Raw genomic sequence first — 26,961 nt, forward strand, 5'->3', positions numbered from 1 at the left:
ATAATTATATACGAATGAATGAGCTTCAAGGAGCAGGCGTAGCGATCGTTACACCTTTTAATGCAGACGGATCTGTTGATTATGAGACCCTAGGTAGGCTGATTGACTACCAAATTCATGGGGGAATTGATTACATCGTTTCTTTGGGAACAACTGGCGAAACTGCCACGTTGTCGAAGGAGGAACGAAAGCAGGTTTGGGCATTTACTTCGAAGCATGTAGATAAGCGTATTCCGTTGGTGGCCGGCATTGGCGGTAACAACACCATGGAAATTGCAGAGCAAGTGAAGACTTTCGAAGTTTTGGATTATATCGCCATTCTTTCAGTATCTCCTTACTACAATAAGCCAACGCAAGAAGGAATTTATCAGCACTATAAAGCTATTGCTGAGGTTTCTCCGCTTCCGATTATCTTATATAATGTACCAGGAAGAACAGGCAGCAATATGACTGCTGCAACAACTGTGAGGTTGGCAAATGATTTTAAGAACATTGTCGCCATCAAAGAGGCATCAGGTAGCTTTGCGCAGTTCAGCGAGATTCTTCGCGATAAGCCGGCGGACTTCATGTTGATTTCCGGTGATGACCCTGCTACCCTGCCGATGATCGCTTTGGGTGCTGTAGGTATTATCTCAGTTGTTGGAAATGCTTATCCGAACAAGGTTTCTGCATTAGCTCACCTATGTTTAGAAGGTAATTTTGAGCAAGCAAGAATCATACATTCGGATCTTCTGCGCATTACCGACCTATGTTTTATCGAAGGAAATCCTGCAGGTGTAAAATACATCCTGAAACAGAAAGGTTATGGTGATGACATCGTTCGATTACCGTTGGTACCTGTTGGAAAACAGACACAAGAAGGCATAGATCTGGAGATCAAAAAACTTTCCTAGTATTTGTTTCTTAATCATTTGCAGAGATACAGCTACTAATGGATTTCTTTTCGCGTAAAGTTTTTATTTTAGGTATCTTTTTTGCGGATTGCAGACAAATAAATAACATAACATGGAAACCACAACAAACCAACAGCCTAAGAAAGGCGGATCAATGATCGGCAAGTTCATCAGCTGGACACTATTAATCGTTGTCCTAATCGTTGCAGGTTGGGTCTATTGGAATTACTACAATGTTTTTGGTGAGGGTGTAAAATCCGGCGTCTTGAACTATGCCGTGAAGAAAGGCAATATCTTTAAAACGTACGAAGGAAAACTGATTCAAGAGGGTTTTGGCGCAACGAAAACCGGCACAGGATTAACGAGCAATCAGTTTGAGTTTTCCGTAGAGAACGATTCAATATACCGTATTTTAGAAGTAAATAGTGGAAAGGTATTCGATCTTCACTATAAGGAATACCGTGGTGTGTTACCATGGCGAGGAAATACAGTCTACGTGGTAGACCAAATTATCCAAATGCGCGATTTAAAATCCGGTTCTTATTAAGCTGAGGCTATTATCAGATTGATATTTTTGCAAGCTTCTGAGTTCGATATTTTCAATACTTATCGCATTCAGAAGCTTGTTTATTAAAAAAACATTGCATAATTGATTTTAGCGATGTATATTTGCGCAGTGCCAAGCAATTGGTACCTAATCAAAACCCATCATTACGATTGGTCTTGATTTATAAAGAAGTGGCGAGAGACTGGCTCAAAGACCCACTGGCAACCTTCAATAACGATTGAAAAGGTGCCAATTCCTGTCCAAAGCAATTAAGCTGAGGAGCATATAAATGACAAAAGACTATGACTTCAACATTTACAAATTCTTTTATTGGATTTTCTAGCGGCAAACCTGCTAGCAATTCTTCCCTTACTATCTTTTTCGTCGTGAACACCTGTTCACGAATGCGCTAGTCGTCGGTATTCCCAGATTCCTTGGATAAGGAATTCTTATATCTTTACATGACGACCAAAGCTTAGCGACAAAAGAACATAATTCATTATTTATCATTTTAAAAAATTACAACAATGGCTGATATTAAGAACTTAAAATTTGAAACATTACAGGTACATGCAGGACAAGAAGTAGACCCTACTACTGGATCTAGAGCATTGCCAATCTACCAAACATCGTCTTATGTATTTGAGAATGCAGAGCACGGTGCTAATCTATTCGCATTAAAACAATTCGGAAATATCTATACCCGCATCATGAACCCGACAACGGATGTGTTTGAAAAACGCATCGCTGCATTAGAGGGAGGTGTTGCCGCAGTTGCTGTAGCTTCGGGACAAGCTGCACAGTTCATCGCTTTAACCAACATTTTAGAGGCTGGTGATAACTTTGTATCGGGTGCAAACCTCTACGGTGGTACATACAACCAGTTTAAAGTTTCTTTCAAACGCTTAGGCATCGAAGCTCGCTTTGCAGAAGATACCGACGCTGATAAAATTGAGGCTTTAATCGACGATAAAACGAAAGCTATCTACGTAGAAACGATCGGTAATCCGAGCTATAACATCCCGGATTTCGACCGCATCGCTGCTGTTGCGAAAAAACATGACCTTCCATTGATCGTTGACAATACATTCGGTGCTGGTGGATATTTGTTTAAGCCATTGGAGCATGGAGCGAACGTAGTTGTTGAATCCGCTACAAAATGGATCGGTGGCCATGGTACGAGTATCGGCGGTGTGATCATCGATGGTGGTAACTACAACTGGGGCAATGGAAAATTCAAGCAATTCTCTGAACCATCCGAAGGATATCATGGATTAGTGTTCTCAGATGTATTTGGTGAGAATGGTCCTTTTGGAAATATACAATTTGCTATTAGAGCGCGCGTGGAAGGCTTAAGAGACTTCGGCCCTGCCCTATCTCCATTCAACTCTTTCCTATTGGTACAAGGCTTAGAAACCCTATCCCTACGCGTACAACGCCATGTGGATAATACTTTGGAGATTGCACAATGGTTAGATGCTCATCCACAAGTGGAGAAAGTAAGCTATCCTGGATTGAAGAACCATCCGTATCATCAGAATGCGCAGAAGTATTTGAAGAATGGATACGGAGCAGTGTTGTCATTCACTGTTAAGGGCGGCGTGGAGAAAGCGAACGACTTTATCGATGCTTTGCAATTGATCAGCCACTTAGCGAATGTTGGGGATGCAAAGACTTTGATTATCCACCCTGCTGCAACTACGCATCAGCAGTTGAGCGCTGAAGATCAAGCGAAAGCCGGCGTTCTTCCAGGACAGCTAAGACTATCTGTAGGTATTGAGCACATCGACGATATCAAAGCAGATTTAGAGCAAGCTTTTGAGAAAATCAAATAGGTATCAGCATCAATAGATCGCAGATTAAATTAAAAAACGAAAAAAGAACACTAAAAGAATACCATGAGTAAAAAACTTGTTATCGGGATGTTTGGTTTCGGCGTTGTCGGCCAAGGATTATACGATATTATCAAGACGAAGGATTTAAATCTAGAGATTAAGAAATTTGTTATCAAAAATCCTGATAAGAAAAGAAGCCTTCCAGCTGAACTATTCACTACCGATGCAAACGCTATATTAGAAGATCCGGAAATCAATACCGTTGTCGAGTTAATCGACGATGCTGATGCGGCATTTGAGATCACGAAGCGTGCCTTATCTACTGGCAAGAACGTTGTGTCAGCAAACAAGAAAATGATTGCTACGCATTTAGAAGAGCTTGTTGAGATTCAACATCAGTATGGTACTTCGCTATTATATGAAGGTGCGGTTTGCGGAAGTATTCCGATCATCCGTAATCTGGAGGAATATTATGACAACGAATTATTGCACTCGGTGAGCGGTATTTTCAATGGATCATCAAATTATATTCTTTCTAAAATATTCAACGAAGATCAAAGCTACGATGTTGCTTTAAAGAAAGCACAGGATTTAGGTTTTGCAGAGACCGACCCTACCTTGGATGTGGGAGGCTTTGATCCTAAGTTTAAGTTAGCGATTGTTGCTTCGCATGCTTATGGTCTTTATATCAACCCGGACGAAATCCTTAACTTAGGTATCGACACCCTAGGCGATGCGGATATTCGTTACGCACGTGAGAAAGATTATAAGATTAAGCTGATTCCACTAGCTAAAGAAGTTGATAATCATCAAGTCGTTCTCTATGTCCTACCGAAGTTCATCAAAAAGAGCAATATCCTGTACAACGTAGAAAATGAGTATAACGGCGTATTGGTGAAAGCAGCCTTTGCCGATGAGCAATTTTTCTTAGGAAAAGGTGCTGGCGGCCACCCAACAGGCTCTGCTGTATTATCGGATATCACGGCGTTACGCTATGATTACCGCTACGAATACAAAAAACATTTGGATGCACAGCAAGTTGAGTATACAAAAGACTACAAAATATCCGTATATTTCAGATATGATGATGAAGATGTCTTAGAAAACATCAATTTCATCAATATTTCTGAACGTTTTTACAGTGAAAATCACAAATATGTGATTGGAACAATAAATATTCAGGAAATAATCGATAAAAGAGCCGTGATTCACCAGAAAGGAAATTTCATAGCCGAAATAATCTAAAATTGAAAAGGAGAAAGCGCAATAATTATTGCGCTTTTTTTTCTGCAAGTATCTGTTTCCAGAGGCCATCAAGAACTTTCATCCCTGTTGGTTTTCCAAAGAAAACATGAACGTTTTTATGTCATCACAAAGGCATTATGCGCTTAAAGGAAGAACATTTCTTAAATTCAAGAAAAACGACATGGTTTTTGCTTATTATATTTATTATATTTAGAAATAAACTTTAAATCTTGAGTATTATGAGAAAATGGAATGTGTTGGCTTTGTTGAACTTGGCGACTTTAAGCCTCTTTGCGCAGGATACGACCTCGCAGGTGGCAACCTCGTCTAACTCAACATTTGTCGTGATCGGTGTGGTTTTATTAGTGGTCGTGATCTTTATGCTCTACCGAAAACAAAAGAGAAAATTCAACGACTAAGAAATATAAGTTAACGACAAAGGCCTCGCAATGCGAGGCCTTTGCCGTTATATACTGTCTAATCTCTTTTGAGACCAAACTTCTCAATCTTACTATATAAGTGACTGCGTTGAATATCCAAATCGTCCGCTGTCTTAGAAACATTCCAATTGTTCTTCTCCAATTTATACTTAATGAATTCGCATTCGGAGAAATCTTTAAAATCTTGGAAAGAAGTGAACTGTTCGAAATCAAAACCTTCCTTCGCATCTGAAGAACCATTAGATTTCTGTGTTTGCGACACACCCTCTGGATTAGCAAACATACGAACGTCATTCTCGGTAATCTTCTTATCACAAAGAATAATAAGGCGCTCGATCATATTGCGAAGCTCGCGGATATTACCTGTCCATGGCAGAGCTTGCAAAGCTTTCATCCCATCCGGGGTAATTGTCTTCACCGGCATGCTATATTCAGCACAGATTTCCTCGCAAAACGCCGTTGCTAACGTTGGGATATCGTCTTTACGCTCAGTTAGTGAAGGTACGTGAATTAGGATCACACTTAAGCGATGGTACAAGTCCATACGGAAGTTGCCATCTTCAATTTCCTGAAGTAGATTCTTATTGGTCGCCGCAATAACACGCACGTTGACATCAATTTCCTTCTCACCTCCCACACGCGTAATCTTATTTTCTTGCAAGGCACGCAATACTTTCGCTTGTGCAGAAAGGCTCATATCACCGATCTCATCCAAGAATAGTGTTCCGCCATTCGCCTGCTCGAACTTACCGATACGCTGCTTAACCGCCGACGTAAATGATCCTTTCTCGTGTCCAAATAGTTCCGATTCGATCAATTCTGAAGGAATAGCCGCACAGTTAACCTCGATTAGAGGAGACGCCGCACGCATGGACTTCTCGTGCAACCAACGCGCAACAAGTTCCTTACCAGCACCGTTGGCACCCGTAATCAAAACTCTAGCTTCCGTAGGAGCGACTTTGTCAATAGTATCTTTAATCAAGCTGATGCCTGAAGAACTACCTAAGATCTCTTTTGTTTTTGAAAACTTACGCTTCAACACCTTAGTTTCCTTGACTAAGGAACCTTTCTCCAGCGCATTTCGAACGGTTATTAAGAGACGATTAAGGTCTAAAGGTTTTTCAAGGAAATCGAAGGCACCTTTACGAGCTGCTTCCACAGCAGTTTCGATCGTTCCATGACCAGAAACCATAATAAACGGAACATCGGAGAACTCCTTCGCAGTGCTCAACACTTCCATTCCATCCATCTTGTTCATTTTGATATCGCAAAGAACAAGATCAATTTTTTCCTTTTTTAATATTTTAAGTCCATCTTCTCCGTTGTCGACATCCAACACTTTATAATCTTCATATTCTAAGATATCACGTAAGGAACTACGTATCGGACGTTCATCATCGATGATTAAAACTGTGGTCATATTATCACTTTCAAGTTTATCGGTAAAAATTAAACATTAACTAAAATAGAAGCAAACTTTATAAGCCGGGTTCTGTATCCATTGCTGGACTTCTATCATTTATCTAGGCTTGCATTTACACGCAAGCTCAATCAACCTACCCATTACGAGTACCCGAAGGTAGAAAACGAGCAGCCTTCTAATCTCGCAACCTATTTGGTCTTTCAACACACGAGGTTTACCGTAATGCATGTCACCATACAATACCGTGAGCTCTTACCTCACGTTTTCACCCTTACCCCTTACGAGGCGGTATATTTTCTGTGGCACTTGCTGTCTATTGTGAAATAGCCTTCCCGTTAGGAAGCGTGTTGCTCTTTGTTGCCCGGACTTTCCTCTTTCCTGCTTTAATGCAGAACAGCGATAGAACCAGTTTGCTTCAATATGCAAAAGTAGGAAAAATATGCATATAAAGGTCTATTTCAATTTTTATGAAAACAATACGCTGTAAGAAATTTAATTAAAAAATAATTCTCTAAAATGTAGCGGTATGATTACAAATGTCGTATTACTACAAAACATTAGTCGACAATTGTTTTATTTAATTATTAGTATTTCAACTTATCGTTATCATTTTATGAAAAAACTATTATCATTCACAAGCGGCTTAACCATCGCCGCTTTAGCAGCCCTGGTATTCATGTCGTCATGTGAGGACAAGAATAAGAAAACCCCAACTCCAAAGCCGAAATACCCGATGGAGGCCAACATTTCCTACAAAGTCTTATCGATTGGCACAGAAGCTAAGTTGACTAGTGTGCATTATTTAGGTGAGAAAGCAGAGGTAGAACAGAAGAATTATAAGATCGGCACTGAAATCAAAGCAAAAAGAAAGATTGCTAAAAAGGGAGAGAAAATTCACATCCGTGCTAAAGTAGATAAGCCTGCGACGGTTAAATTGGAACTTAAAGTGAACAATAATGCGGCTATCACCAAAGACTTCGTAATCAAAGATGCAACGAAGGATGAAGCAAAACTAGAATATACCTTTAATTAAACAACGTTATTTGAGCAAACTCTAAAACATCTTATGACCCTGAGAATAGCTGTACTTCGGTGCAGCTATTTTTTTATGGAATTAAAGACTAGAGATCTTGCGCAATAGCATAGCCTGCTGCCCATGCCCATTGAAAATTATAACCCCCTAGCCACCCCGTAATATCTACAGCCTCGCCTCCGAAATATAAGCCAGCAACCTTCTTCGCCTCCAGCGTCTTGGCATACAGCTCATCCGTAGAAACACCACCGCGCATTACCTCGGCCTTATCATAACCCTTGTCGCCGGCAGGTTTTACTTTAAACTTGTGAATAGTATCCACAATCAATTTTGCGTCCGCTTTTCCTAACGAGGCTATCTTCACATCAATTGGCAGGTATTTCCCTAGAGCCTCTACCATTTTCTTGCTGAAATAATCGTTGAGCAACTGTCCAACGGTTCGCTTTCCTCCAAAATTACGCTCCTCTTTAATAAGTGCATCAAGGCTGAACTTCGGCAGAAGATCAATAGTAAACTGACTTCCCGGCTTCCAATAAGATGAAATCTGTAGGATTGCAGGACCACTCAATCCCCAATGCGTAAATAGGATATTTTCTTCGAAGCTGATTGCTTCATTGTAAACCCTCGCAAAGACCGAGTTTCCCGCCAAGGAGGCATACCATTCCGCATCTTTTCCAGTGATGGTTAAGGGCACCAATGCGGGCGCTGTCGCGACAACCGCTAAACCGAATTGCTTAGCAACACGAAGTGCGAAATCTGAAGCACCCAATTTAGCAACCGGAAGACCTCCGGAAGCCATCACTAATTTTTTAGCACTAATCGTCTGGCTCTTCCCCTCTTTAACGATCTGCAATTCAAAACCTTTATCGGTCTTATCGACCTGCTTCACCTCTGCGTTCAGCCAGATATCCTGTCTTGTATCATACATTAACTTTGTGAAAGTCGCCACGATATCCTTTGCTTTATTAGAGACCGGAAAAAGCTGACCCAGCGTCTTCTCCTGCCCCTTGATATCACCAAACTGCTCAAAGAAATTGACCGTATCTTCAACGGTCCATTTAGAGAATACAGCATTCAAGAACTTCGGATTCTCCGAAACGAAATTATCTACAGAAGTGTAAAGGTTAGTATAGTTACATCGACCACCACCCGATATCAAAATCTTTGCGCCCGGCTTATCGTTGCGCTCAATTAGCAGCGTCTTTTTGTCCAAAAGACCTGCTTGTGCAGCACACATAAGTCCGCAAGCTCCAGCTCCGATAATGATGGCGTCGTAAGAATTCATTAGGATATCAATTCACCTACTAAGGAAATAACACGCTGTTCTTTCCAAGACTGCTCCGCAAGCTCTAAAATACGGATCACATCTCTTGCCTGTTCCGGAGTAATGAACAAAGCTTCTTCCCCACGGATCGCAGCAACGATATTCTGATAGAAATCTTCACCAGATCCCACTTCGCTAACGATGCGCTCATTCACATCCTTTCCATTCTCTAATATCGCAAGCGTTCCTTGTATTTCCTCAGGCTCTTTCCCCCAATCGGCACGCTCATGTGGCATAACGCCCTCACGCAATAAAGCCTCCTGCGGATCCACACCCCACTTCACGAAACACCCATTCGTACCATATACTGCAATACGCGCCGTCGGAAGTTTAGCCAACATCTGCCCTTTCAAAGAAACCTTCGTTTCGGGAAAAGATAAGATAAACTCAAAATCATCAATAGCTTTCGCTCCATCGCGTTGTACACGAAGGTCCGCATAGATGGACAGGGGTTTGCCAAACAATTGCAAAGCCTGATCGATCAAATGCGCTCCTAAATCGTAGTGAATCCCCGAGCCCGGTAGATTCTCTTCCCGCCATGCCCCGGGGCGCAAGAAATTACGGAAGCGGTCGAAACGCGCTTCATAATTTACAACGCGGCCAAGTCGTCCCGAAGCTATGACCTTTTTAACAGTCTTAAAATCCGAATGATAACGAGCATTATGATGAACAGACAAAACAAGGCCTTTGCTCTTCGCAAGTGCGATTAGCTCATCTGCTTCGATGGAATAGTTCGTAAAAGGCTTCTCAACCACGACGTGCTTTCCAGCTTCCAAAGCCTGCTTGGCAAGACTAAAATGCACATCATTGGATGTGGCAATCACGACGATATCAACCGCCGGATCATTGATAATATCATCGGCAGACTGCACCGCAAGCGCTGCAGGATATCGCTCCGCAAGCATTTGCTGTTGCTCAGGCTTTCGTGCCGTCACCTTATATAAATTCAAATCCGCGTTCCCTTCAATAAAAGGCGCATGAAATACATGTCCCCCGATGGAGAACCCAATTAATCCAACGTTTAGTTTAGTCATGATTACATTCTTTCAGGAACCTGGATTCCTAATAGTTTCATAGATTCCGAGATTACCTTCGCCGCAGCAGCCGATAAGTGTAAGCGGAATTGCTTCACATCTTCCTGCTCTGCCTTCAGAATATTCTCTTCGTGATAGAATTTGTTGTATAATTTCGCTAGCTCGTATGCGTAATTTGCAATCTGTGCCGGACTGAATTCCTTCGCTGCCAATGCAATAACCTCCGGATAACCAGCAATCGCCTGTATCAAATCGCGCTCAAAAGGCGATATCGACGCAGGAACCACTTTCGCCGTCTCAGCCTGATATGCTGCTTTGCGCAATACCGATTTAATACGTGCATGCGTATATTGAATAAACGGACCCGTATGCCCTTGAAAATCCACAGACTCATTCGGATTGAACAATAGACGCTTCTTAGGATCTACCTTCAACAAGAAATACTTCAAAGCCCCCATTCCAAGCGTATTATAAAGCGCAGCCTTTTCACCCTCTTCCAATCCTTCAGTCTTGCCTAGCTCCTCCGTGCGCTGTTGCGCCGTATCCAACATTTCCTGCATCAGATCATCCGCATCAACGACAGTCCCCTCTCTCGATTTCATTTTTCCTTGCGGAAGATCCACCATACCATATGAAAGGTGGAATAAACCCTGTGCCCAGTCTTTACCCAACTTCTTCAAGATCGCAAATAAAACCTTGAAGTGATAGTCTTGCTCGTTGCCAACAACATAAATAGACTCATCCATCTTGAACTCATCATATTTTAGTTGCGCTGTACCCAAGTCTTGCGTAATGTATACCGAAGTACCATCCCCACGCAATACAAGTTTCTGATCCAAGCCCTCATCAGTCAAATCGATCCATACCGAGTTATCTTCTTTTTTGAAGAATACCCCCATATCAAGACCTTCCTGAATAATATCTTTTCCTAATAAATAGGTATCTGATTCGTAGTAGAATTTATCAAAATCAACGCCCAACTGCTTGTAGGTTTTATCAAAACCTGCATATACCCAGCTGTTCATTGTTTTCCATAGTGAAATTACCTCCTCATCTCCGGCTTCCCATTGCTGCAACATCGCTTGCGCTTGTTTAATGAGTGGTGCATTTTTCTTCGCGTCATCCTCAGATTGACCTGCCGCCTTCAGCTCTTCAATTTCCTTTTTGTATTCTTTATCAAAGATCACATAGTACTTACCCACCAAGTGGTCGCCCTTCATCCCTGTAGACTCCGGCGTCTCACCCTCGCCAAACTTTTGCCATGCCAGCATCGACTTACAGATGTGGATACCTCTGTCGTTAACCAAATTAGCTTTGATTACATCATATCCAGCGGCGCCAAGAATCTCGGCAACAGAATACCCTAATAAATTATTGCGGATATGTCCTAAGTGTAGGGGCTTATTTGTGTTTGGAGATGAATATTCGACCATTACCTTCTTGCCATTCTTTGGCAACACTGCAAAACTATCAGACAAAATCGTATCGTTCAGCAAGTTCACCCAATAAGCATCGGAAAAACTTAAGTTCAAGAAGCCTTTGATGACGTTGAAAGCTGTGATATCTGAGATCTGTTGCTGTAAATACTCGCCAATTTCAGTACCTGTTACCTCAGGTGATTTTTTCGAAAAGCGAGTAACCGGGAATACAACAATTGTAATCTGTCCTTCGAACTCTTTCCTCGTCTCTTGCAAGCTAATCTGCTGAGCAGGAATTTCGGAACCATAAAGTGCACTTACTGCTTCAACTGTCTTCTCAATAAGCAGTTCTTGAATTGAATTTGCCATGTAAATATTTCGTAATATTCTTAACGTTCTGATAATGAATTCAAAAAATAACTGCAATAATATTTATGTATTCATTATGAAAGTATATCTTTGCCAAAAATAAGAAAATAATGCAGAGCTATCAGGAATTTCTTGACTTAAGTGTTGGTTTTCCGCAAGACGGATTCGATATTATCGATGACGAATTGTACTTCCACGATTTGAATTTGATGGAAATGATAGAAACGTACGGTACGCCGCTACGTTTTACTTATCTCCCGATTATTAGCAAAAAGATACAACAGGCCAAGATATTGTTTCAAACAGCGATGTTGAAATACAACTATCGCGGTACCTATAAGTATTGTTATTGCACCAAGTCATCCCACTTCAAACATATTGTTGAAGAAGCCCTAAAAAACGATATTCACTTAGAAACATCGTCGGCCTTCGACATGCCTATGATTGACGCTTTGGAGCGACAAGGTAAAGTAACCAAGGACATTACAGTAATCTGTAACGGCTTTAAAACATTCCAATACAAGCAATATATCGTCGATATGTTACATGATGGATTCCACAATATTATCCCCGTTTTGGATAATAAAGAAGAGTTCAATATGTACGATGATGAGATCGAATTATCCGAGCCTTGTAACTTAGGAATTCGTATCGCTGCAGAGGAACAACCTGACTCGCAATTCTATACTTCCCGTTTAGGAATCCGTATGGAAGACGTCATTGATTTCTACAACAGCAAGATCTCTGAAAACCCGAATTTTAGAGTGAAATTACTTCACTTCTTCATCAATTCAGGTATCTCGGACACACCATATTACTGGAATGAGCTTGAAAAGTATGTTACATTGTACTGTAAATTCAAAAAAATCAATCCAGAATTAGACACCTTAGATATTGGTGGCGGTATGCCTTTTAAAGACTCGCTAGTACACGACTTCGATTACGAGTACATGGTGAATGAAATCGTGAACCGTATCAAGCAAATCTGTGCACACCACGAAGTCGTAGAACCAGATATCATTACCGAGTTTGGTAAATATACCGTGGCTGAAGCTTCTGGAATCTTGTATAAAGTACTTGGCCGTAAACAACAGAACGACCGTGAAAAATGGTTAATGCTAGACGGTTCTTTCATCACGAACCTTCCAGACGTTTGGGCATTGAATCAGAAATATATCCTGTTGCCAATAAACAATTGGGATTCGGAATACGAGCGCGTGAACCTTGGTGGTATTACCTGCGATGGTCAAGACTATTACAACCAGGAAGCTCACATGAACTCAGTATTTATGCCGAAAACAAGAAAAGTGCAATACCTAGGATTCTTCCACACCGGAGCCTACCAAGAAGTATTGAGCGGATACGGCGGTATTCACCACTGTCTGCTTCCTTCACCTAAACACGTTTTAGTACGCAGAAATCGCGACGAAACATTTAACTATGAAGTATTTGGCGAGGAACAAAACTCGAAACAAGTCATGAAGTTATTAGGATATCAATAAGGTCTTAGACATAAGACATTAGATTTTAGACATAAGACTTTAGATATAAGACTTTAGATTTTAGATATAAGACCTGCAGAAATGCAGGTCTTTTGTTTTGTACAAGGAAAGGAATTTTGTCTTGAACCAGGAAAGGAAGGATGAAAGGATTGGCAGGATCGTGTAGAAAAACTAAATACTATGACGATGAGATGGTTCCTATTTCTCCTTAAATCCTTCCTTTCCTGGTTCAAGACAAAAGAGTCTAATATCTCACATCTAATATCTACAGTCTAGACAGCCCTAGGTCTAAATACTAAATACTAACTACTACTCACTCCCCTTTCAAACCCAATGTAAACCCAATACAAACCCCTTTCATAACCCTTCTGAAAGGGTTATGAAAGGGGTTTGATTAGACTGATAAAAGCTTGTATTCAGAACGAGACCGGAACAATCTGAGATACGTCTGATTTGATATCCTGGGGCAGCATATTGTATATCTCCATCTTAACATGCACCTCTTCTTTTTCTTTATCCGTTATCGAAGAAAAAAACAAGATATTGATCAAGCTTCCTCCCAACCACCGACCTTCCCGTTCCAGGTAAGTTCGATACTTTCCGTCCAATCTTTTGAAAGACTCGCGGATAATGGATGACTCCTCATGACTCATAAAATGCATCGGATTATTGCTGTTTGTTTACGCAAATATAAATAGTGTATATTAACGGTATATTAAATATGGAGCGCGCTAATTTCCTTAAAATTAAAACCGGCGACCTATATCAGAGGGAGGCATTTTCTCAGTTGAAAGTAAAATGTTGGTGCTTATTTTATATATCAAAAAAAGAAAGCTTACAATATCCTATCTTGCGCGGCATTAATATGAAAAAGATACTTAAATACATGCTGTACATACTTTTAACCCTTGTTATTGTGGTTGTTTTACTGATCTTTCTACTGGGCAGATCAGACAATATCGGCGCATTAGCCTCCGGCGAGCGTCTGCAACGCATGGAATCGCTAAAGACCTTTAAAGAAGGGGTATTCGATAATATCGAATTTACCCCTGCAATCAAAGAGGGCGTATCGCAAATGACTATGCTTCGCAAATTCTTCTTTGCCAAAGACAAGCGCAATGTTCCTTCGACTCCTTTGCCGGTTATTCAAACCGATTTGAAAAATATCCCATTAGACCAGGATGTGTATGTTTGGTTTGGGCATTCCTCCTACTTCCTTCAGATCGACGGAAAACGTATCCTCGTAGACCCCGTTTTTAGCAAACATGCATCCCCGGTACCGTTTGGTGTAAAAGCATTTGACATGACGTACACCTATACAATCGAGCATATGCCGGATGTAGATGTGTTGGTGATCACTCATGATCACTTTGACCATTTAGATTATGCGACATTGAAGAAATATCAAGGCAGAGCCAAGGAGATCATCACAAGTATTGGCGTTGGAGCGCACCTGGAAAAATGGGGATATCCGACCGAAAAAATACACGAGCTTTATTGGGGGGAATCCGAAACAATAGACTCACTCACTTTTACCGCCAATGTTGCCCGACACTTCTCGGGGAGATGGTTCAAACGCAATACCAGCTTATGGTCTTCCTTCGTGTTGAAAACATCAAAATACAATATCTTTATTGGCGGAGATAGCGGTTATGGGAAACATTTTAAGGAGATTGGTGATCAGTATGGTCCCTTTGATTTTACGATTATTGAAAACGGGCAATACAATGATATGTGGCACTATATCCACCTCATGCCGGAAGAAGCGGTAACTGCAGCGAAAGAATTGCAAACAAAAACTTTAATCCCTGTTCATAATTCTAAATTCCCGCTGGCTAATCATGCTTGGGACGAGCCTATGATCAGAATATCGGCAGAGGCAAAGAAACAGAATCAAGAATTGATCACCCCACAGATGGGACAAGTGATCTACCTCGATAAACCCAATGAAACTCGTCCTTGGTGGGAAGAGGTGAAGTAGCAAATAGACATAAAAAGAGCAGCCAGGAAGGGCTGCTCTTTTTATGTTTTCGATATGTTAATCAAGCGTTCTGTATACTTACTTATAGATAAGGAAAGACCGCGATAAACTCGTTTTCTATTTTTTCTCCAACAACATGCCGTGGTCGAATTTCAACTTACTGGTATCCAAGAAACGAAAACCACCGTCACGCTCTTCGACCTCACCATAACCTTCCAATAAGCCCTCCTTCGTCACATTAAAAATCATGTCGCGAACTGAGCCTACGCCTTCAGACATAAAGTAGTATTCTCCAATCAATTGTCCGCCTTTCACATGCCCTTTGAAATCGCCCACATTGCGATCTTTCTCGCCCAATGCATACAGCAATTTGCCAAATACAGAGTCTTGTTGTGCGTTAAGTTCTAATCGAATCGTATCACCCTTACCGATATATTCATAGGTTCCCGGAAGTGTGTCATTATCCACCTCTTTTACTGTGGCTGTATTATTATTTTGTGTTTGATTTCCCGAATTACAAGCTTGTACGGCTAACAACAACAAAGACAAGGAAAGACAAGCTTTGAATTTTCTTTTCATAAAATTTCTTTTAATATTAATAACGGTGACAGTGTACGTAATGTTACCGTCAAAACTAATCAATTAAAATGTTTGTAAGCCATTAGCTATGTTAATTTGTTGTAACTTTATGCTATGAACATGCTAAAAACACCATTTAATACCCCTCACGATACAGCTCCGTTTTCTTCCATTAATCAAGCAGATTTTATACCTGCTTTCGATGAGGCTATTGCCGAAACGAGAGAAGAAATCGATCGCTTGGTATCGAATACTGAACCGGCAAGCTTCGAAAACACGATCGCTGCATTAGCATTCTCCGGAATGCGCTTGGATCGTATTTCCAATATATTTTTCAATTTACACTCCGCGGAGACCAACGATGAACTAGACAAGATTGCGCAGGATGTCGCTCCGAAGCTATCTAAGCTTAGCAACGATATCACTTTGAACGTCGACCTGTTCAATCGAATAAAGGCCGTCTACGAGCAGAAGGATAGTCTGAATCTAAATACAGAGCAACTGATGCTGCTGGAGAAGAACTATAAAGATTTTGTTCGCAACGGTGCATTATTAGCTGAAGATAAAAAACAGCAATTGCGAGATATTGATGCCGAGCTATCTGTATTGAAGTTAAAATTCGGCGAACATGTTTTGGCCGACACCAATGCCTATCAAATGCACTTGTTGGATCCAGCGGAACTTGCTGGCTTACCTGAAGGTGCTATTGAGGCAGCGCAGGAATTGGCGAAAGAGCAAGGAATAGAAGGTTGGATCATCACCCTGGATTACCCGAGCTACATTCCATTTATGACCTATGCCGAGAATAGAGCAAGACGCGAAGAACTCGCCATCGCAGCCGGCAAGAAGGCCTTCCAAGACAACGAGAATAATAACGAGGCTATCGTCTTGAGGATTGTAAACCTAAGACACCAGCGAGCCAATTTATTGGGCTACCCTAGCCACGCGCATTTTGTGTTGGAAGAGCGCATGGCGAAAGACCCTGAAACTGTCAAAGCATTCCTAAATGATCTTTTGGCAAAAGGAAAACCTGCCGCAGAAAAAGAATTTGCGGAACTCTCAGCATTTGCCAAAGAGATCGATGGATTGGAGCAATTGCAGAAATGGGACGGTGCATATTATAGCGAGAAATTAAAGCAGCTGAAGTTTAATTTAGATGATGAAAAGCTCAAGCCTTATTTCAAATTAGAAAATGTGATGCAGGGAGCCTTTGATATTGCAAATAAGCTTTACGGCATCAACTTTAAAGAGGTTGGCACGATAGATAAATATCATCGCGATGTACAGACTTTTGAGGTTAGAGATAACAACGGTGGATTAGTCGCTATATTCTATGCAGATTTCTTCCCTAGAAAAGGAAAACGCAACGGCGCATGGATGACTTCTTTCAAGCCGCAGTATATCAAAGATGGAGAAAACGAAAGACCACATGTGTCGATCGTATGCAACTTCACCAAACCTACGGCTACCAAACCATCGTTATTAACGTTCAACGAGGTGACTACATTGTTTCATGAGTTTGGACATGCCCTGCACGGCATGCTTGCAAATACCACCTATCCTACCCTATCCGGAACTTCCGTCTATTGGGATTTCGTCGAGTTGCCAAGTCAGGTGATGGAAAACTGGTGCTATGAAGAAGAAGCATTGGCACTTTTTGCTAAACACTATGAAAGTGGCGCTTCCCTTCCGATGGAATACGTAGAGAAAATCAAAGAAAGCGCAGCATTCTTGGAAGGCTTAGCAACGGTAAGACAATTGAGCTTCGGGCTATTGGATATGGCTTGGCATGGTCAGGATCCCAGCGGCATCCAAAAGGTAAAAGATTTTGAGCTTGCTGCTTTTGCCGATACAACGATCTATCCAGACGTACCAGACAATGCGATGAGCCCATCCTTCTCCCATATTTTTAATGGTGGATATTCATCCGGATATTATAGCTATAAATGGGCAGAGGTATTAGACGCCGATGCTTTCGAATATTTCAAAGAAGAGGGAATCTTCAATCAGGAAGTTGCGAATAAATTTAAAGATAATATTTTATCTAAGGGCGGAACAGTTCATCCGATGGAATTGTACAAAGCATTCCGAGGTAAAGAACCATCCGTAGATCCTTTATTGAAACGCGCTGGATTAATCGCTTAAGATGGCTACCGTTCGAATAAAAAACATGGTTTGTCCGCGTTGCGAAATGGCCGTCGAACAAATATTGCAAAGGCTAAACCTGCCCTATCAAGAGGTGCGTATCGGCGAGATACATACATCGCGCGATTATCAGGAAGCAGAACTAAATCAGCTCGACGGTGAACTGCAAGCTATTGGATTTGAAATCTTAAAGGACAGGAAAGAGCAACTGGTTGAAGATATAAAAATAGCCCTCTTAACCTTGGTAAATAGCGAAGAAGCCAATGTAATCAAGACCTCACAGTTCTTGATGGATCGTTTCCATATGGACTACGCTTATCTCAGCAATACCTTTTCCGAAATACAAGGCGAGAGTATTGAAAAATATTTGATCCATCTTAGGATTGAGAAAGTGAAAGAGCTTTTGCATTATGATCTGCCGTTATCAGAGATTGCTTTCAAGCTTCAATACAGTAGCGTAGCGCATTTGAGCACACAATTCAAAAAGATTACGGGCAAAACGCCATCAGAATTTAAGAGGTTATTGGAGGAAAGACATAGAAGTTAAACAAGACATGATATATACTTCTTCCGAACTTCCGATAAGATACCAAAAGGGATAATAATTCTCGAAAGGTCTTGACAAAAGACATTTTCAGAAAAAAGACGCCTAAAAAGAGAAAGGCAGGATTGGTTTCAATTCTGCCTTTCTTATGTCTAATGTCTGATATCTAATATCTAAATTCCAGACTTATTTCAAGTTATCACGATAAACTTTCGCTTTTTTAACTTCCGTTTGGATATCCTTACGAGAAGCGTCATAGCTCAATACTTTTTCGTAATCTGTCACTGCTTTGTTGTATGCATCTGTAGCAGTAGCTTTGTTGTAATTCGCTGACGATTTAGTACCTGTTAAAATTCCTAAGTCACGGTAAGCGATCGCACGGTTTTGATATAATTTCGCATCATTTGCATTGATCGCGATTGCTTTTGTATAGTCAGCAATAGCAGATTTCAATAATGCTTCGCGCTCCGACTCTTTCAATTTTAACTCGCGGTTTACAGCGATGTTGTTGTTCGCTTTTGCTTTGTAGTAATAAGCATGTACATTTTTAGCGTCTAAACCGATTACTTTATTGAAAGAACCGATAGATTTCTTGTAGTCGCCGTTTTGGAACTGCGAATAACCCAATAAATACACTACATCAGGATCTGTTCCGGAAGTTGGAAGTGCTTTTTCAAATTGCGCTGCAGCAGTTTTAAAATCTCCATCCAATAGTGCTTTCTCCCCCGCACGAACATTTGGGTCACTATGTTGCTTCTCCTGTGCTTGTACAGCTACTGTACTAAGTGCTAATGCTACTGTGGCTAATCCAATTTTTAAAGACTTCATCTGTGTATTGATTTTATTAATATTCATTTCTAATTGTTTTTCGTTGAGTGTAAGAACAGTCTACTACTGCATAGAGTAAAAATCTGTTAAATAGTTTAAGGCTACAATCAATAGTTATAAACATTTCCACATTTTACCATAATTGACTTACCTTTGCGTAAATAACGCGCTGTCAATGAACGGCCATAACTGACGATTTAACAGTAATTACCCTTCATTAGCATAAATAATACCAAAAATTTAGCCTTGGCACTGCTGTTGCATTATAGTGATACAACTATAATAAGATATTTATCGCCGAATCGTCTGACAAGATGTCGGCAAAACGATATATGAACATATGAGTAAATTCAACGCATTCAACTTTGACCAAACATTACCCATCATTAACGAGGAAACGGAATTCTTCCCGCTGTTAACTCAACAGGATGAGGAGGAAATGCGCAATGCCGAAATACCCGAGGTATTGCCAATTCTGCCCCTGCGCAACACCGTATTGTTTCCGGGCGTTGTGATCCCTATCACGGTGGGTAGAGATAAATCGATCAAGTTGATCAAAGATGCCTATAAAGGAGATCGCGCCATTGGTGTTGTCTCTCAAAAAGATATGATTGTGGAAGACCCGACCTTTGAGCAGTTGCACAAAGTCGGCACAGTCGCACATATCATCAAAATTCTCCAAATGCCTGATGGTAATACAACAGTTATTATCCAAGGCAAACAACGCTTCCGTTTACTAGAACTGGTGCAGTCTGAACCGTATATGACGGCCAAGGTGGAGAAGTTTCCGGAGGATAAGCCTAAAACCAATACGAAGGAATTTAAGGCGCTTATTGCTTCGGTAAAAGAACTTGCATTACAGATTATTCAACTATCACCAAACCTTCCAAGTGAGGCTGGTATTGCGATTAAGAATATTGAGAGTCCGACTTTCTTAGTGAATTTTATTGCTTCGAATCTTTCTTTAGAATTAGAGGACAAGCAAGACTTACTAGAAAATAAAGACTTCGTTAAACGTGCGAAGCAACTTTTGGAGCACTTGACTACCGAGATCCAAATGCTGGAATTGAAGAATCAGATCCAGAATAAGGTTCGTGTGGATCTAGATAAACAACAACGCGATTACTTCTTAAGCCAACAATTGAAGACTATCCAAGAAGAATTGGGCGGTAGTACTCCTGATTTAGAACTGGAAGAACTAAAGAAACGAGGAAAAAACAAGAAGTGGCCGGAGGATGTTGCCAAGCATTTTGCAAAGGAATTGGAAAAGCTTGCGCGTATTAATCCTGCAGCAGCAGATTACTCTGTGCAGTTGAACTATCTGGAATTATTACTTGACCTTCCATGGGCAGAATACACAAAAGATAACTTTGACTTAAAGCGCGCAGAAAGAATATTAGACAAAGATCACTACGGTTTAGAGAAGGTAAAACAGCGTATCATTGAGTACTTAGCGGTTTTAAAGCTAAAGAACGATATGAAGGCTCCTATTCTATGCCTTGTAGGGCCTCCGGGGGTTGGTAAGACATCCTTAGGAAAGTCTATCGCAAGAGCCTTAGGAAGAAAATACACGCGTATGGCATTGGGTGGTGTGAGGGATGAAGCGGAGATTCGCGGACACCGTAAAACCTATATTGGTGCTATGCCGGGGCGCATTATTCAGTCTTTGAAAAAGGCCGGTGCGTCCAATCCGGTATTTGTGTTGGACGAAATCGATAAGATTGGTTCCGACTTCAAAGGCGATCCTTCATCAGCATTATTGGAGGTCTTAGATCCAGAACAAAACACCAACTTCTATGATCACTATGTGGAGATGGAGTACGATTTATCGAAGGTGATGTTTATCGCTACAGCGAACTCGCTGAACGGTATACAGCCGGCTTTATTAGACCGTATGGAGATTATTGAAGTCAATGGATATACGATTGAGGAAAAGATTGAAATTGCTAAGAAGCACTTATTGCCGAAGCAGCGCGAAATGCACGGTATACAAGCTAAAGACATCAACTTAAAACCGAAGATGATTGAGAAGATCATCGAAGAATATACGAGAGAGTCTGGCGTACGTGGACTAGAGAAGAAAATCGGATCCATCGTTCGTGGTGTTGCGACGCGCATTGTGATGGAAAAAGAATACAATCCGATTCTTTCGGCTTCTGATATCGAAGAGATCTTAGGCGCTCCTATCTTTGATAAGGACCTCTATGAGAATAACGATATCGCAGGTGTGGTTACGGGTCTAGCATGGACTTCTGTTGGTGGTGATATCCTATTCATCGAGTCGAGCTTAAGTCCTGGAAAAGGTAAGTTAAGCCTTACAGGTAACTTAGGTGATGTGATGAAAGAATCTGCAGCGATTGCGATGGCGTATTTGCGCTCGCATGCGGAAGAATTCGGTATTGACTATGCGGTATTCGACCAATGGGATGTCAATATCCACGTTCCGGCAGGTGCTACCCCAAAAGATGGCCCTTCTGCAGGTATTACCATGCTAACAGCCTTAGCATCCCTGTTTACCCAACGCAAAGTGAAAGAAAAACTAGCGATGACTGGCGAGATTACGCTACGTGGCAAGGTACTTCCGGTAGGTGGAATCAAAGAAAAGATCCTGGCTGCCAAACGTGCGAACATCAAGGAAATCATCCTTTGCAAGAGCAATCAAAAAGATATACAGGAGATCAAAGAAGACTACGTAAAAGACTTGAAATTCCATTATGTAACCGACATGAAGGAAGTCGTTAAACTAGCCTTGTTAGATACTAAAGTCAAGAACGCGAAGAAGCTATTGCGCGAAGAAGCAAAATAAGCTTGTCAGCATAAAATCAAAAGTGAAAGCCATTCGTTTAATCGGATGGCTTTTTCTTTTTATACTGGATAACAAGGCGTATTTTTGCGGTAATGAGAGCAGCAACTGTTACAAAGCAAATCGTTCGAAAACTAGTAACATCCCCATTATTAATTTATGTCATCCGGTGTCTACTTGGATTCTCCATTGGCTATTTATTGTATAATCGCTATCGTGAATTTGAGATCTTTTGGGCACTGCTCTCAATTATTCTGGTCATCTCGCCTGAAGAAAAAGACTCCAAAAGACTTTCCATCGAACGGTTCAAATCCAATTTCATAGGCTCCAGCGTAGCCATGATCTGCGTTTGGATACTTCCCGAATCCGTGTACTCTATCGGCGCAGGGATTGTCCTAACCATTATCTGCTGCCGGGTATTCAATATTATGAATATGGCGCGCGTTGCGATTGTTGCATTGCTCATCATCATGATTGAACCGCATCATACGCAAATCGCCTACACGCCTATCTATCGTGCCGTTTCTACCGGGGTCGGATGTATCATTGGTCTTGCTATCGTTATTATCACCTCAGGCATAAAGCATTACCTTATGGAGAAGTACTTAGACGATTGGACTGCTCCTAATTCGGGAAATTAGCGTATTTTTGCGATAATGATTGAACTTTATACCGACGGTGCTTCAAGTGGAAATCCTGGTCCTGGTGGCTATGGAACCATCTTACGAACGATCTATACAGGGTCAAATCCTGAATATCAAGGCAAGCTTATTGAGAAAGAGTTCTCGGGAGGCTTTCGCAAGACCACGAATAACCGCATGGAATTACTCGCTGTGATCATTGGTTTAGAAGCTTTGAAAAGCATCAATCAGCAGGTCACTATCTTTTCCGACTCCAAATATGTCATCGATGCAATCGATAAGAAATGGGTTTACGGCTGGATTCAAAAAGGATTTCAGGGTAAAAAGAATAAGGATCTATGGATGCGATTAATGTCTTTATACAAACTCCATAAAGTGAAGTTGGTATGGGTCAAAGGCCATGCTGGGCATCCCCTGAACGAGCGCTGCGATCAACTAGCGGTAAAAGCATCGAAAGACAAAGCCAACTGGAAGATTGACTCCGTATTTGAAGTGGAGATGCAAAAAGGAATGGACATCTAAAGCTTAGCTGTCCATCAAGTCCTGAAAAGCATTAGCTAGGTTGTTGATGATATCCGAAGCGATAAGACTCGCCTCTCCTGTATCCCTCGACGCAATATCTCCAGCGAGACCATGCAGATACATCCCCAATATTGCGGCGTCTTTTGCCGACATCTCCTGCGCACGAAGACTGGTTAAAATCCCTGTCAACACATCGCCGCTCCCACCGGTCGCCATACCTGGGTTCCCCGTAGAATTGAAATATAAGCTTCCATCCGGACAGACCAATACCGAATTCGCACCTTTAATAATCAGAAACACTTGATGCTCGGAAGCAAATATTTTCGCCTTCGAAAGCTTCTCGTAATCATTATCCCACGTACCGATCAAACGACTCAGCTCCTTCGGGTGTGGAGATAAAATAGTCTCCGCAGGCAAGGCCTGCAATAGGCTTTCTTGCTGTGCCAGAATATTCAAGGCATCAGCATCTAAGACCAGCCGAGCGTCCTCTGGCAATGACTGCAGATAGATGGCAAAACCTCGAACTGTTAGCTCATCCGTCCCCATCCCTACACCCATTCCGATAGCGGTAAGATCAGTCGGGAAATTGAAATCGCGTAAGGATAGTTCAGCGGCATCGGCAAAGACCATTGCTTCGGGAAAGGCAGTTTGTACTATGCTCGTTCCGCAATTCGGAATCCCAACGGATACCAATCCACAGCCAGTTCTTAGTGCTGCTTTGGAAGCCAACAGCATCGCTCCCATCTTTCCATAGCTCCCGCCAATCAATAGTGCATGACCAAAGGTGCCTTTATGGCTAAATTTAGAGCGAATAGGCACAAGCGATTTGGCAGATTTTGCCGTCAAATAATGCATGTTCGTTTCCTGCCCTTCCATAGCCTCAGTATCCAACCCAATATCCAGAATGCTAAACGATTTCACGAATTCTCCATATTCCGGAAGCAATAGATTTAGCTTCGGAACCTGAAAGGTATATACCCTATCCGCCCTTATGATGGGGCTATCCACAGTAATATGCGTCTCGCAAGACAAGCCAGACGGCATATCTACCGAAATGCGAACGGCCCTTGCAGCGTTGATCTGATCAATGATCCCTCGCCATTCCGAACTTAAAGCCCTGTTGAGTCCATAACCAAACAAACAATCCAGGATAATAGCATCCTTCTCGAAGGCTAGAATATCTTCCAAATTGAACATACGTATTCTTTCGTGACCTAAGTTCTCTTGGTTCTTCGCATTATCTACGGAATACTGCTCGGCATCTATCAAATAAACCTCTACGGTTGCACCTAGTGCGTCTAATAGGCCGGCGATAGCCAAACCGTCACCACCATTATTACCCTTTCCACAGAGGATATAAACACGCTTCTCGAGCAGCTCCGAAAAATCATCTAAAAGCGACGCCACAACGGTGGCCGATGCACGTTGCATCAGATCCCAAGAATTTATTGCTTGATTCGCTATGGTTTGCTCGTCGACCTGTTTTAATTGAGAAGGATTTAGAATTTTCATAGGCATGGCATTAAATAGACAAAGCCCCTAAAATTAGGGGCTTTATCATTAATTAACAACAGTTTATTTTAAATGTTTACGGAAGAATCCCATCATGGCTTTATAGAATTCTATCTGATTTTCTTCTTTATGGAATCCATGTCCTTCATCGTATTTTACCATGTAAGGCACGTCTACCCCTTTGCTGCGAAGCGCTTTCACAATCTGATCCGCCTCTGCAATCTTCACTCTAGGGTCATTGGCGCCCTGAACAACAAATAAAGGAGCTTTAATTTTATCTACATGGAATAGTGGCGATACTTCTTTCGCGATTGCTGCCTCATCCTCTTTGTCTGGGTTGTACCAAATTTGATATAACATCACTTTGTAAGGCTTCCAATATTCAGGAATAGAGTTCAACAAGGTAAAGATATTGGACACCCCTACATAGTCCACCCCTGCTTTATACAAGTCTGGAGTCTTCGTTAAGCCTCTCAATACCGCATATCCACCATGGCTACCACCATAGATCGCGATATTGTCTTTATCCGCCCAACCCTGATCAATTACATATTGTATTCCATCTTCCACATCATCCATCGCCTTACGACCTACTTGGTTAAATCCGGCACGTAAAAACTCCTTACCATATCCTCCGGAAATACGGAAGTTAACCTGCAATGTTGCATATCCGCGGCTCGCGAATAATTGTGTCTCCGGGTTAAAACCCCAGCTATCACGAACGCCCTGAGGACCTCCATGTGGGTTAACGATCAAGGGAACACGCTTGCCAGCCAAGGCTTCCTTCGGAAGGGTAATATAACCATGAATGGTCAATCCATCGCGCGATTTGAACGTGATTGGACGCATTTCTGCCATATCCGCTTCTTTCAATTGTGGCATCAAATCGTACAATAACGTTGTTTTGCCAGACTTCGCATCCAAATGGTAGTAACGGCCGTAGAGCTTATCGCTCTGCACCATCACTAAGTATTGATCCTCTTCATCCGTCTTCCCAACAATAGAATACTCGTATCCTGGAAACTCTTTGCTGAACTTATCGTATAATTTCTTGAATGTAGCACTTATCGGCTCGATCTCCACGCGCTCCCCTTCAAAACCTACAAAATCGATCTCCCAATTGCGCTTGCGCGACAAGGAAAGGATAGTCGCATCATAATCCTTGTTGGAATAAATCTCTTTAATAATCTTCTTGGTACCGAAATCATAAAGGATAATACGTGCCTTATCAGAATCCAAATTGGTTAATACATAGGCCTCATCTGGATTTTTCGATGCATAATTGAATGCTAATATCGAGAATGTATCATCCCATTTACCTGTGCCGAACAACTCAAAATCCGCCTTTCCTTTTGCTTTATAAAAATATTGCGTATTGATTCCGTTATGCATTTTTGAGTAGCCGCGAAGATTACCTTCTTTATCGAAATCATAACCTACAACCGCATTAGCCGGATCTGTGTTAGTAAATAGCTTCGTCATTTCGCCGGTATGAATATTGACTTTGTAAGGCTCAAAAACCTGTTTATTGTCCTTATTCATCTGAATGATGATGAAGTCTTTCTGTTCCTTCAGCATATTTAAAATGCCAGCTTGAACATCTGGAAATGGTGTTAAATCGATATTGTTGCTACCGTCGATATTTACAGCATAAAGGTGATAATTCTCATTTCCACCTTGGTCCATCACATATACTAAACGCTCATCATTAACCCATCCCATTCCACGGATCAACTCGTCCTTTTCTTCGATCGCGCGAACCACCTTGCCGGTAGCCACCTCTTTGATCATCACATGGCGCTTGTTATTAGCGTCCTTTTCACGATAAGAGATGTACTTACCATTAGGCGATAATTGGAACTGTGAAGAGTTAGGCTTCGCAAAATAATCTTCAACGCGATATTTGAAATCGCCTTTATCTAAAGCGATTAATTTCTCTAAATCTGCTTTCGAAGATACTAGCGTGGTGTCACCAGGCTTGGAAACTTTCGTTTTACTAAGCTTCAATGGAAACTCCATTCCGCCTTGTTTGAAGATCCCCTCAATCTGATCACCCTTTAATTCACCTTCATAAGAAAAGCCCGCCTGCGCCATAGCTACAGTCAGTTTATTGTTTTCAAATTTGGTCTCGCTCATCGGGAGACCGGAGGCACCTTGCGCTGGAATATCTAATGTCGCTTTGTATGCTTCTCCATCTTGGCTAATATGGAAGACTAGGTCCATAGATGTCCCTTGAACATCTAAAGCTCCCTTCCAATCGCCGGTAATTTGGGCTTTGGCTGTTAACATGCTCAAAAGTACAAATACCATCGTAAAAATCTGTTGTTTCATAATTCAATGAAT

Annotated in this window: 22 protein-coding genes, 1 other RNA gene and 1 riboswitch; of the genes, 13 read left to right on the plus strand and 10 right to left on the minus strand. The window is 41.5% G+C overall.

Translation table 11 applies throughout. The annotated features are described in order from the left end of the window. Window positions 1-14: 14 nt before the first annotated feature. The 5 genes from dapA to QYC40_RS10430 all read left to right on the plus strand — a co-directional run bounded on the left by dapA (window position 15) and on the right by QYC40_RS10430 (window position 4,939). Window positions 15-893: a 4-hydroxy-tetrahydrodipicolinate synthase gene (dapA, locus tag QYC40_RS10410; RefSeq protein ID WP_301990190.1), complete on the plus strand. Its 879-nt coding sequence runs from the start codon at window positions 15-17 to the stop codon at window positions 891-893. 112 nt (window positions 894-1,005) lie between these two features. After that, window positions 1,006-1,440, plus strand: a complete 435-nt coding sequence (locus QYC40_RS10415) for a hypothetical protein (protein ID WP_301990191.1) — start codon at window positions 1,006-1,008, stop codon at window positions 1,438-1,440. 178 nt (window positions 1,441-1,618) lie between these two features. Continuing rightward, window positions 1,619-1,732, plus strand: a riboswitch (SAM riboswitch). A 235-nt stretch (window positions 1,733-1,967) separates the two neighbouring features. Then, complete coding sequence (locus QYC40_RS10420) at window positions 1,968-3,275, plus strand: O-acetylhomoserine aminocarboxypropyltransferase/cysteine synthase family protein (RefSeq protein WP_301990192.1); 1,308 nt, start codon at window positions 1,968-1,970, stop codon at window positions 3,273-3,275. A gap of 63 nt (window positions 3,276-3,338) precedes the next feature. After that, entirely contained in the window at window positions 3,339-4,520 is a 1,182-nt protein-coding gene (locus QYC40_RS10425) for a homoserine dehydrogenase (RefSeq protein ID WP_301990193.1), read from the plus strand. Window positions 4,521-4,759: 239 nt separating this feature from the next. Continuing rightward, on the plus strand, window positions 4,760-4,939 hold the full coding sequence (locus QYC40_RS10430) for an LPXTG cell wall anchor domain-containing protein (protein WP_301990194.1): 180 nt from the start codon (window positions 4,760-4,762) through the stop codon (window positions 4,937-4,939). Window positions 4,940-4,997: 58 nt separating this feature from the next. On the opposite strand, the gene QYC40_RS10435 is transcribed toward QYC40_RS10430, so the two are convergent. Then, a complete protein-coding gene (locus tag QYC40_RS10435) occupies window positions 4,998-6,380 on the minus strand; it encodes a sigma-54 dependent transcriptional regulator (protein WP_301990196.1) in 1,383 nt (460 codons plus the stop codon). A gap of 45 nt (window positions 6,381-6,425) precedes the next feature. Then, window positions 6,426-6,799: RNase P RNA component class A (rnpB, locus tag QYC40_RS10440), an RNA gene on the minus strand. A 197-nt stretch (window positions 6,800-6,996) separates the two neighbouring features. On the opposite strand from rnpB, the gene QYC40_RS10445 reads away from it, so the two are divergent. Then, complete coding sequence (locus tag QYC40_RS10445; protein WP_301990197.1) at window positions 6,997-7,416, plus strand: hypothetical protein; 420 nt, start codon at window positions 6,997-6,999, stop codon at window positions 7,414-7,416. An 88-nt stretch (window positions 7,417-7,504) separates the two neighbouring features. Here QYC40_RS10445 and QYC40_RS10450 read toward each other — a convergent pair whose 3' ends face one another. From QYC40_RS10450 to argS, 3 genes are read right to left on the minus strand one after another with little or no spacing between them, the layout of a single operon-like run. Further along, window positions 7,505-8,701 carry an aminoacetone oxidase family FAD-binding enzyme gene (locus QYC40_RS10450; protein WP_301990198.1) on the minus strand — a complete coding sequence of 399 codons (1,197 nt, stop codon included), beginning with the start codon at window positions 8,699-8,701 and terminating at the stop codon, window positions 7,505-7,507. After that, window positions 8,701-9,774, minus strand: a complete 1,074-nt coding sequence (locus QYC40_RS10455) for a Gfo/Idh/MocA family oxidoreductase (protein WP_301990199.1) — start codon at window positions 9,772-9,774, stop codon at window positions 8,701-8,703. The genes QYC40_RS10450 and QYC40_RS10455 overlap by 1 nt, the downstream gene beginning before the upstream one ends. A 2-nt stretch (window positions 9,775-9,776) precedes the next feature. Beyond that, complete coding sequence (gene argS, locus QYC40_RS10460; RefSeq protein WP_301990200.1) at window positions 9,777-11,561, minus strand: arginine--tRNA ligase; 1,785 nt, start codon at window positions 11,559-11,561, stop codon at window positions 9,777-9,779. A gap of 110 nt (window positions 11,562-11,671) precedes the next feature. Between argS and QYC40_RS10465 the strand changes: the two genes are divergently transcribed. Beyond that, entirely contained in the window at window positions 11,672-13,063 is a 1,392-nt protein-coding gene (locus tag QYC40_RS10465; protein WP_260040680.1) for an arginine decarboxylase, read from the plus strand. 416 nt (window positions 13,064-13,479) lie between these two features. On the opposite strand, the gene QYC40_RS10470 is transcribed toward QYC40_RS10465, so the two are convergent. Next, window positions 13,480-13,716, minus strand: a complete 237-nt coding sequence (locus QYC40_RS10470; protein WP_301990201.1) for a hypothetical protein — start codon at window positions 13,714-13,716, stop codon at window positions 13,480-13,482. Between the two features lie 212 nt (window positions 13,717-13,928). Here QYC40_RS10470 and QYC40_RS10475 point away from each other — a divergent pair, with 212 nt between their 5' ends. Further along, window positions 13,929-15,044, plus strand: a complete 1,116-nt coding sequence (locus tag QYC40_RS10475) for an MBL fold metallo-hydrolase (RefSeq protein WP_301990202.1) — start codon at window positions 13,929-13,931, stop codon at window positions 15,042-15,044. A gap of 117 nt (window positions 15,045-15,161) precedes the next feature. Here the strand turns inward: QYC40_RS10475 and QYC40_RS10480 are convergent, their stop codons facing one another. Further along, window positions 15,162-15,623, minus strand: coding sequence for a hypothetical protein (locus tag QYC40_RS10480; RefSeq protein ID WP_301990203.1), 462 nt, complete (start codon window positions 15,621-15,623; stop codon window positions 15,162-15,164). A 114-nt stretch (window positions 15,624-15,737) separates the two neighbouring features. Here QYC40_RS10480 and QYC40_RS10485 point away from each other — a divergent pair, with 114 nt between their 5' ends. Both QYC40_RS10485 and QYC40_RS10490 read left to right on the plus strand, forming a co-directional pair. Then, window positions 15,738-17,768 (plus strand): M3 family metallopeptidase, encoded by a 2,031-nt coding sequence (locus tag QYC40_RS10485; RefSeq protein WP_301990204.1) that lies wholly within the window; start codon window positions 15,738-15,740, stop codon window positions 17,766-17,768. A 25-nt stretch (window positions 17,769-17,793) separates the two neighbouring features. Further along, window positions 17,794-18,315, plus strand: coding sequence for an AraC family transcriptional regulator (locus tag QYC40_RS10490; RefSeq protein ID WP_301990205.1), 522 nt, complete (start codon window positions 17,794-17,796; stop codon window positions 18,313-18,315). A 183-nt stretch (window positions 18,316-18,498) separates the two neighbouring features. On the opposite strand, the gene QYC40_RS10495 is transcribed toward QYC40_RS10490, so the two are convergent. Continuing rightward, window positions 18,499-19,167 carry a tetratricopeptide repeat protein gene (locus QYC40_RS10495; protein ID WP_301990206.1) on the minus strand — a complete coding sequence of 223 codons (669 nt, stop codon included), beginning with the start codon at window positions 19,165-19,167 and terminating at the stop codon, window positions 18,499-18,501. A 313-nt stretch (window positions 19,168-19,480) separates the two neighbouring features. Here QYC40_RS10495 and lon point away from each other — a divergent pair, with 313 nt between their 5' ends. The 3 genes from lon (at window position 19,481) to rnhA (ending at window position 23,106) form a co-directional block, all read left to right on the plus strand. Next, entirely contained in the window at window positions 19,481-21,946 is a 2,466-nt protein-coding gene (lon, locus tag QYC40_RS10500; RefSeq protein ID WP_301990207.1) for an endopeptidase La, read from the plus strand. A 92-nt stretch (window positions 21,947-22,038) separates the two neighbouring features. Then, the gene (locus QYC40_RS10505) at window positions 22,039-22,584 is read left to right on the plus strand and encodes an aromatic acid exporter family protein (RefSeq protein WP_301990208.1); all 546 of its coding nucleotides are present in this window, start codon (window positions 22,039-22,041) and stop codon (window positions 22,582-22,584) included. 15 nt (window positions 22,585-22,599) lie between these two features. Continuing rightward, entirely contained in the window at window positions 22,600-23,106 is a 507-nt protein-coding gene (rnhA, locus tag QYC40_RS10510) for a ribonuclease HI (protein ID WP_149526617.1), read from the plus strand. Between the two features lie 3 nt (window positions 23,107-23,109). Here the strand turns inward: rnhA and QYC40_RS10515 are convergent, their stop codons facing one another. After that, window positions 23,110-24,618 carry an NAD(P)H-hydrate dehydratase gene (locus QYC40_RS10515; RefSeq protein WP_301990209.1) on the minus strand — a complete coding sequence of 503 codons (1,509 nt, stop codon included), beginning with the start codon at window positions 24,616-24,618 and terminating at the stop codon, window positions 23,110-23,112. 63 nt (window positions 24,619-24,681) lie between these two features. Beyond that, window positions 24,682-26,949, minus strand: a complete 2,268-nt coding sequence (locus tag QYC40_RS10520; RefSeq protein ID WP_301990210.1) for a S9 family peptidase — start codon at window positions 26,947-26,949, stop codon at window positions 24,682-24,684. Window positions 26,950-26,961: the final 12 nt, after the last annotated feature.

It is taken from the genome of Sphingobacterium sp. BN32 (assembly GCF_030503615.1).
Lineage (GTDB): Bacteria > Bacteroidota > Bacteroidia > Sphingobacteriales > Sphingobacteriaceae > Sphingobacterium.

Excerpts from the sequence above, each read along its gene's own strand:
- QYC40_RS10515 (WP_301990209.1), bottom strand. The coding sequence starts at position 24,618 with ATGAAAATTCTAAATCCTTCTCAATTAAAACAGGTCGACGAGCAAACC.
- QYC40_RS10420 (WP_301990192.1), top strand. The coding sequence starts at position 1,968 with ATGGCTGATATTAAGAACTTAAAATTTGAAACATTACAGGTACATGCA.
- QYC40_RS10505 (WP_301990208.1), top strand. The coding sequence starts at position 22,039 with ATGAGAGCAGCAACTGTTACAAAGCAAATCGTTCGAAAACTAGTAACA.
- QYC40_RS10470 (WP_301990201.1), bottom strand. The coding sequence starts at position 13,716 with ATGAGTCATGAGGAGTCATCCATTATCCGCGAGTCTTTCAAAAGATTG.
- QYC40_RS10455 (WP_301990199.1), bottom strand. The coding sequence starts at position 9,774 with ATGACTAAACTAAACGTTGGATTAATTGGGTTCTCCATCGGGGGACAT.
- QYC40_RS10415 (WP_301990191.1), top strand. The coding sequence starts at position 1,006 with ATGGAAACCACAACAAACCAACAGCCTAAGAAAGGCGGATCAATGATC.
- dapA (WP_301990190.1), top strand. The coding sequence starts at position 15 with ATGAATGAGCTTCAAGGAGCAGGCGTAGCGATCGTTACACCTTTTAAT.
- QYC40_RS10490 (WP_301990205.1), top strand. The coding sequence starts at position 17,794 with ATGGTTTGTCCGCGTTGCGAAATGGCCGTCGAACAAATATTGCAAAGG.
- QYC40_RS10465 (WP_260040680.1), top strand. The coding sequence starts at position 11,672 with ATGCAGAGCTATCAGGAATTTCTTGACTTAAGTGTTGGTTTTCCGCAA.
- QYC40_RS10430 (WP_301990194.1), top strand. The coding sequence starts at position 4,760 with ATGAGAAAATGGAATGTGTTGGCTTTGTTGAACTTGGCGACTTTAAGC.
- QYC40_RS10495 (WP_301990206.1), bottom strand. The coding sequence starts at position 19,167 with ATGAATATTAATAAAATCAATACACAGATGAAGTCTTTAAAAATTGGA.
- QYC40_RS10435 (WP_301990196.1), bottom strand. The coding sequence starts at position 6,380 with ATGACCACAGTTTTAATCATCGATGATGAACGTCCGATACGTAGTTCC.
- QYC40_RS10425 (WP_301990193.1), top strand. The coding sequence starts at position 3,339 with ATGAGTAAAAAACTTGTTATCGGGATGTTTGGTTTCGGCGTTGTCGGC.
- QYC40_RS10485 (WP_301990204.1), top strand. The coding sequence starts at position 15,738 with ATGAACATGCTAAAAACACCATTTAATACCCCTCACGATACAGCTCCG.
- QYC40_RS10475 (WP_301990202.1), top strand. The coding sequence starts at position 13,929 with ATGAAAAAGATACTTAAATACATGCTGTACATACTTTTAACCCTTGTT.
- QYC40_RS10520 (WP_301990210.1), bottom strand. The coding sequence starts at position 26,949 with ATGAAACAACAGATTTTTACGATGGTATTTGTACTTTTGAGCATGTTA.
- argS (WP_301990200.1), bottom strand. The coding sequence starts at position 11,561 with ATGGCAAATTCAATTCAAGAACTGCTTATTGAGAAGACAGTTGAAGCA.
- QYC40_RS10450 (WP_301990198.1), bottom strand. The coding sequence starts at position 8,701 with ATGAATTCTTACGACGCCATCATTATCGGAGCTGGAGCTTGCGGACTT.
- rnhA (WP_149526617.1), top strand. The coding sequence starts at position 22,600 with ATGATTGAACTTTATACCGACGGTGCTTCAAGTGGAAATCCTGGTCCT.
- lon (WP_301990207.1), top strand. The coding sequence starts at position 19,481 with ATGAGTAAATTCAACGCATTCAACTTTGACCAAACATTACCCATCATT.
- QYC40_RS10480 (WP_301990203.1), bottom strand. The coding sequence starts at position 15,623 with ATGAAAAGAAAATTCAAAGCTTGTCTTTCCTTGTCTTTGTTGTTGTTA.
- QYC40_RS10445 (WP_301990197.1), top strand. The coding sequence starts at position 6,997 with ATGAAAAAACTATTATCATTCACAAGCGGCTTAACCATCGCCGCTTTA.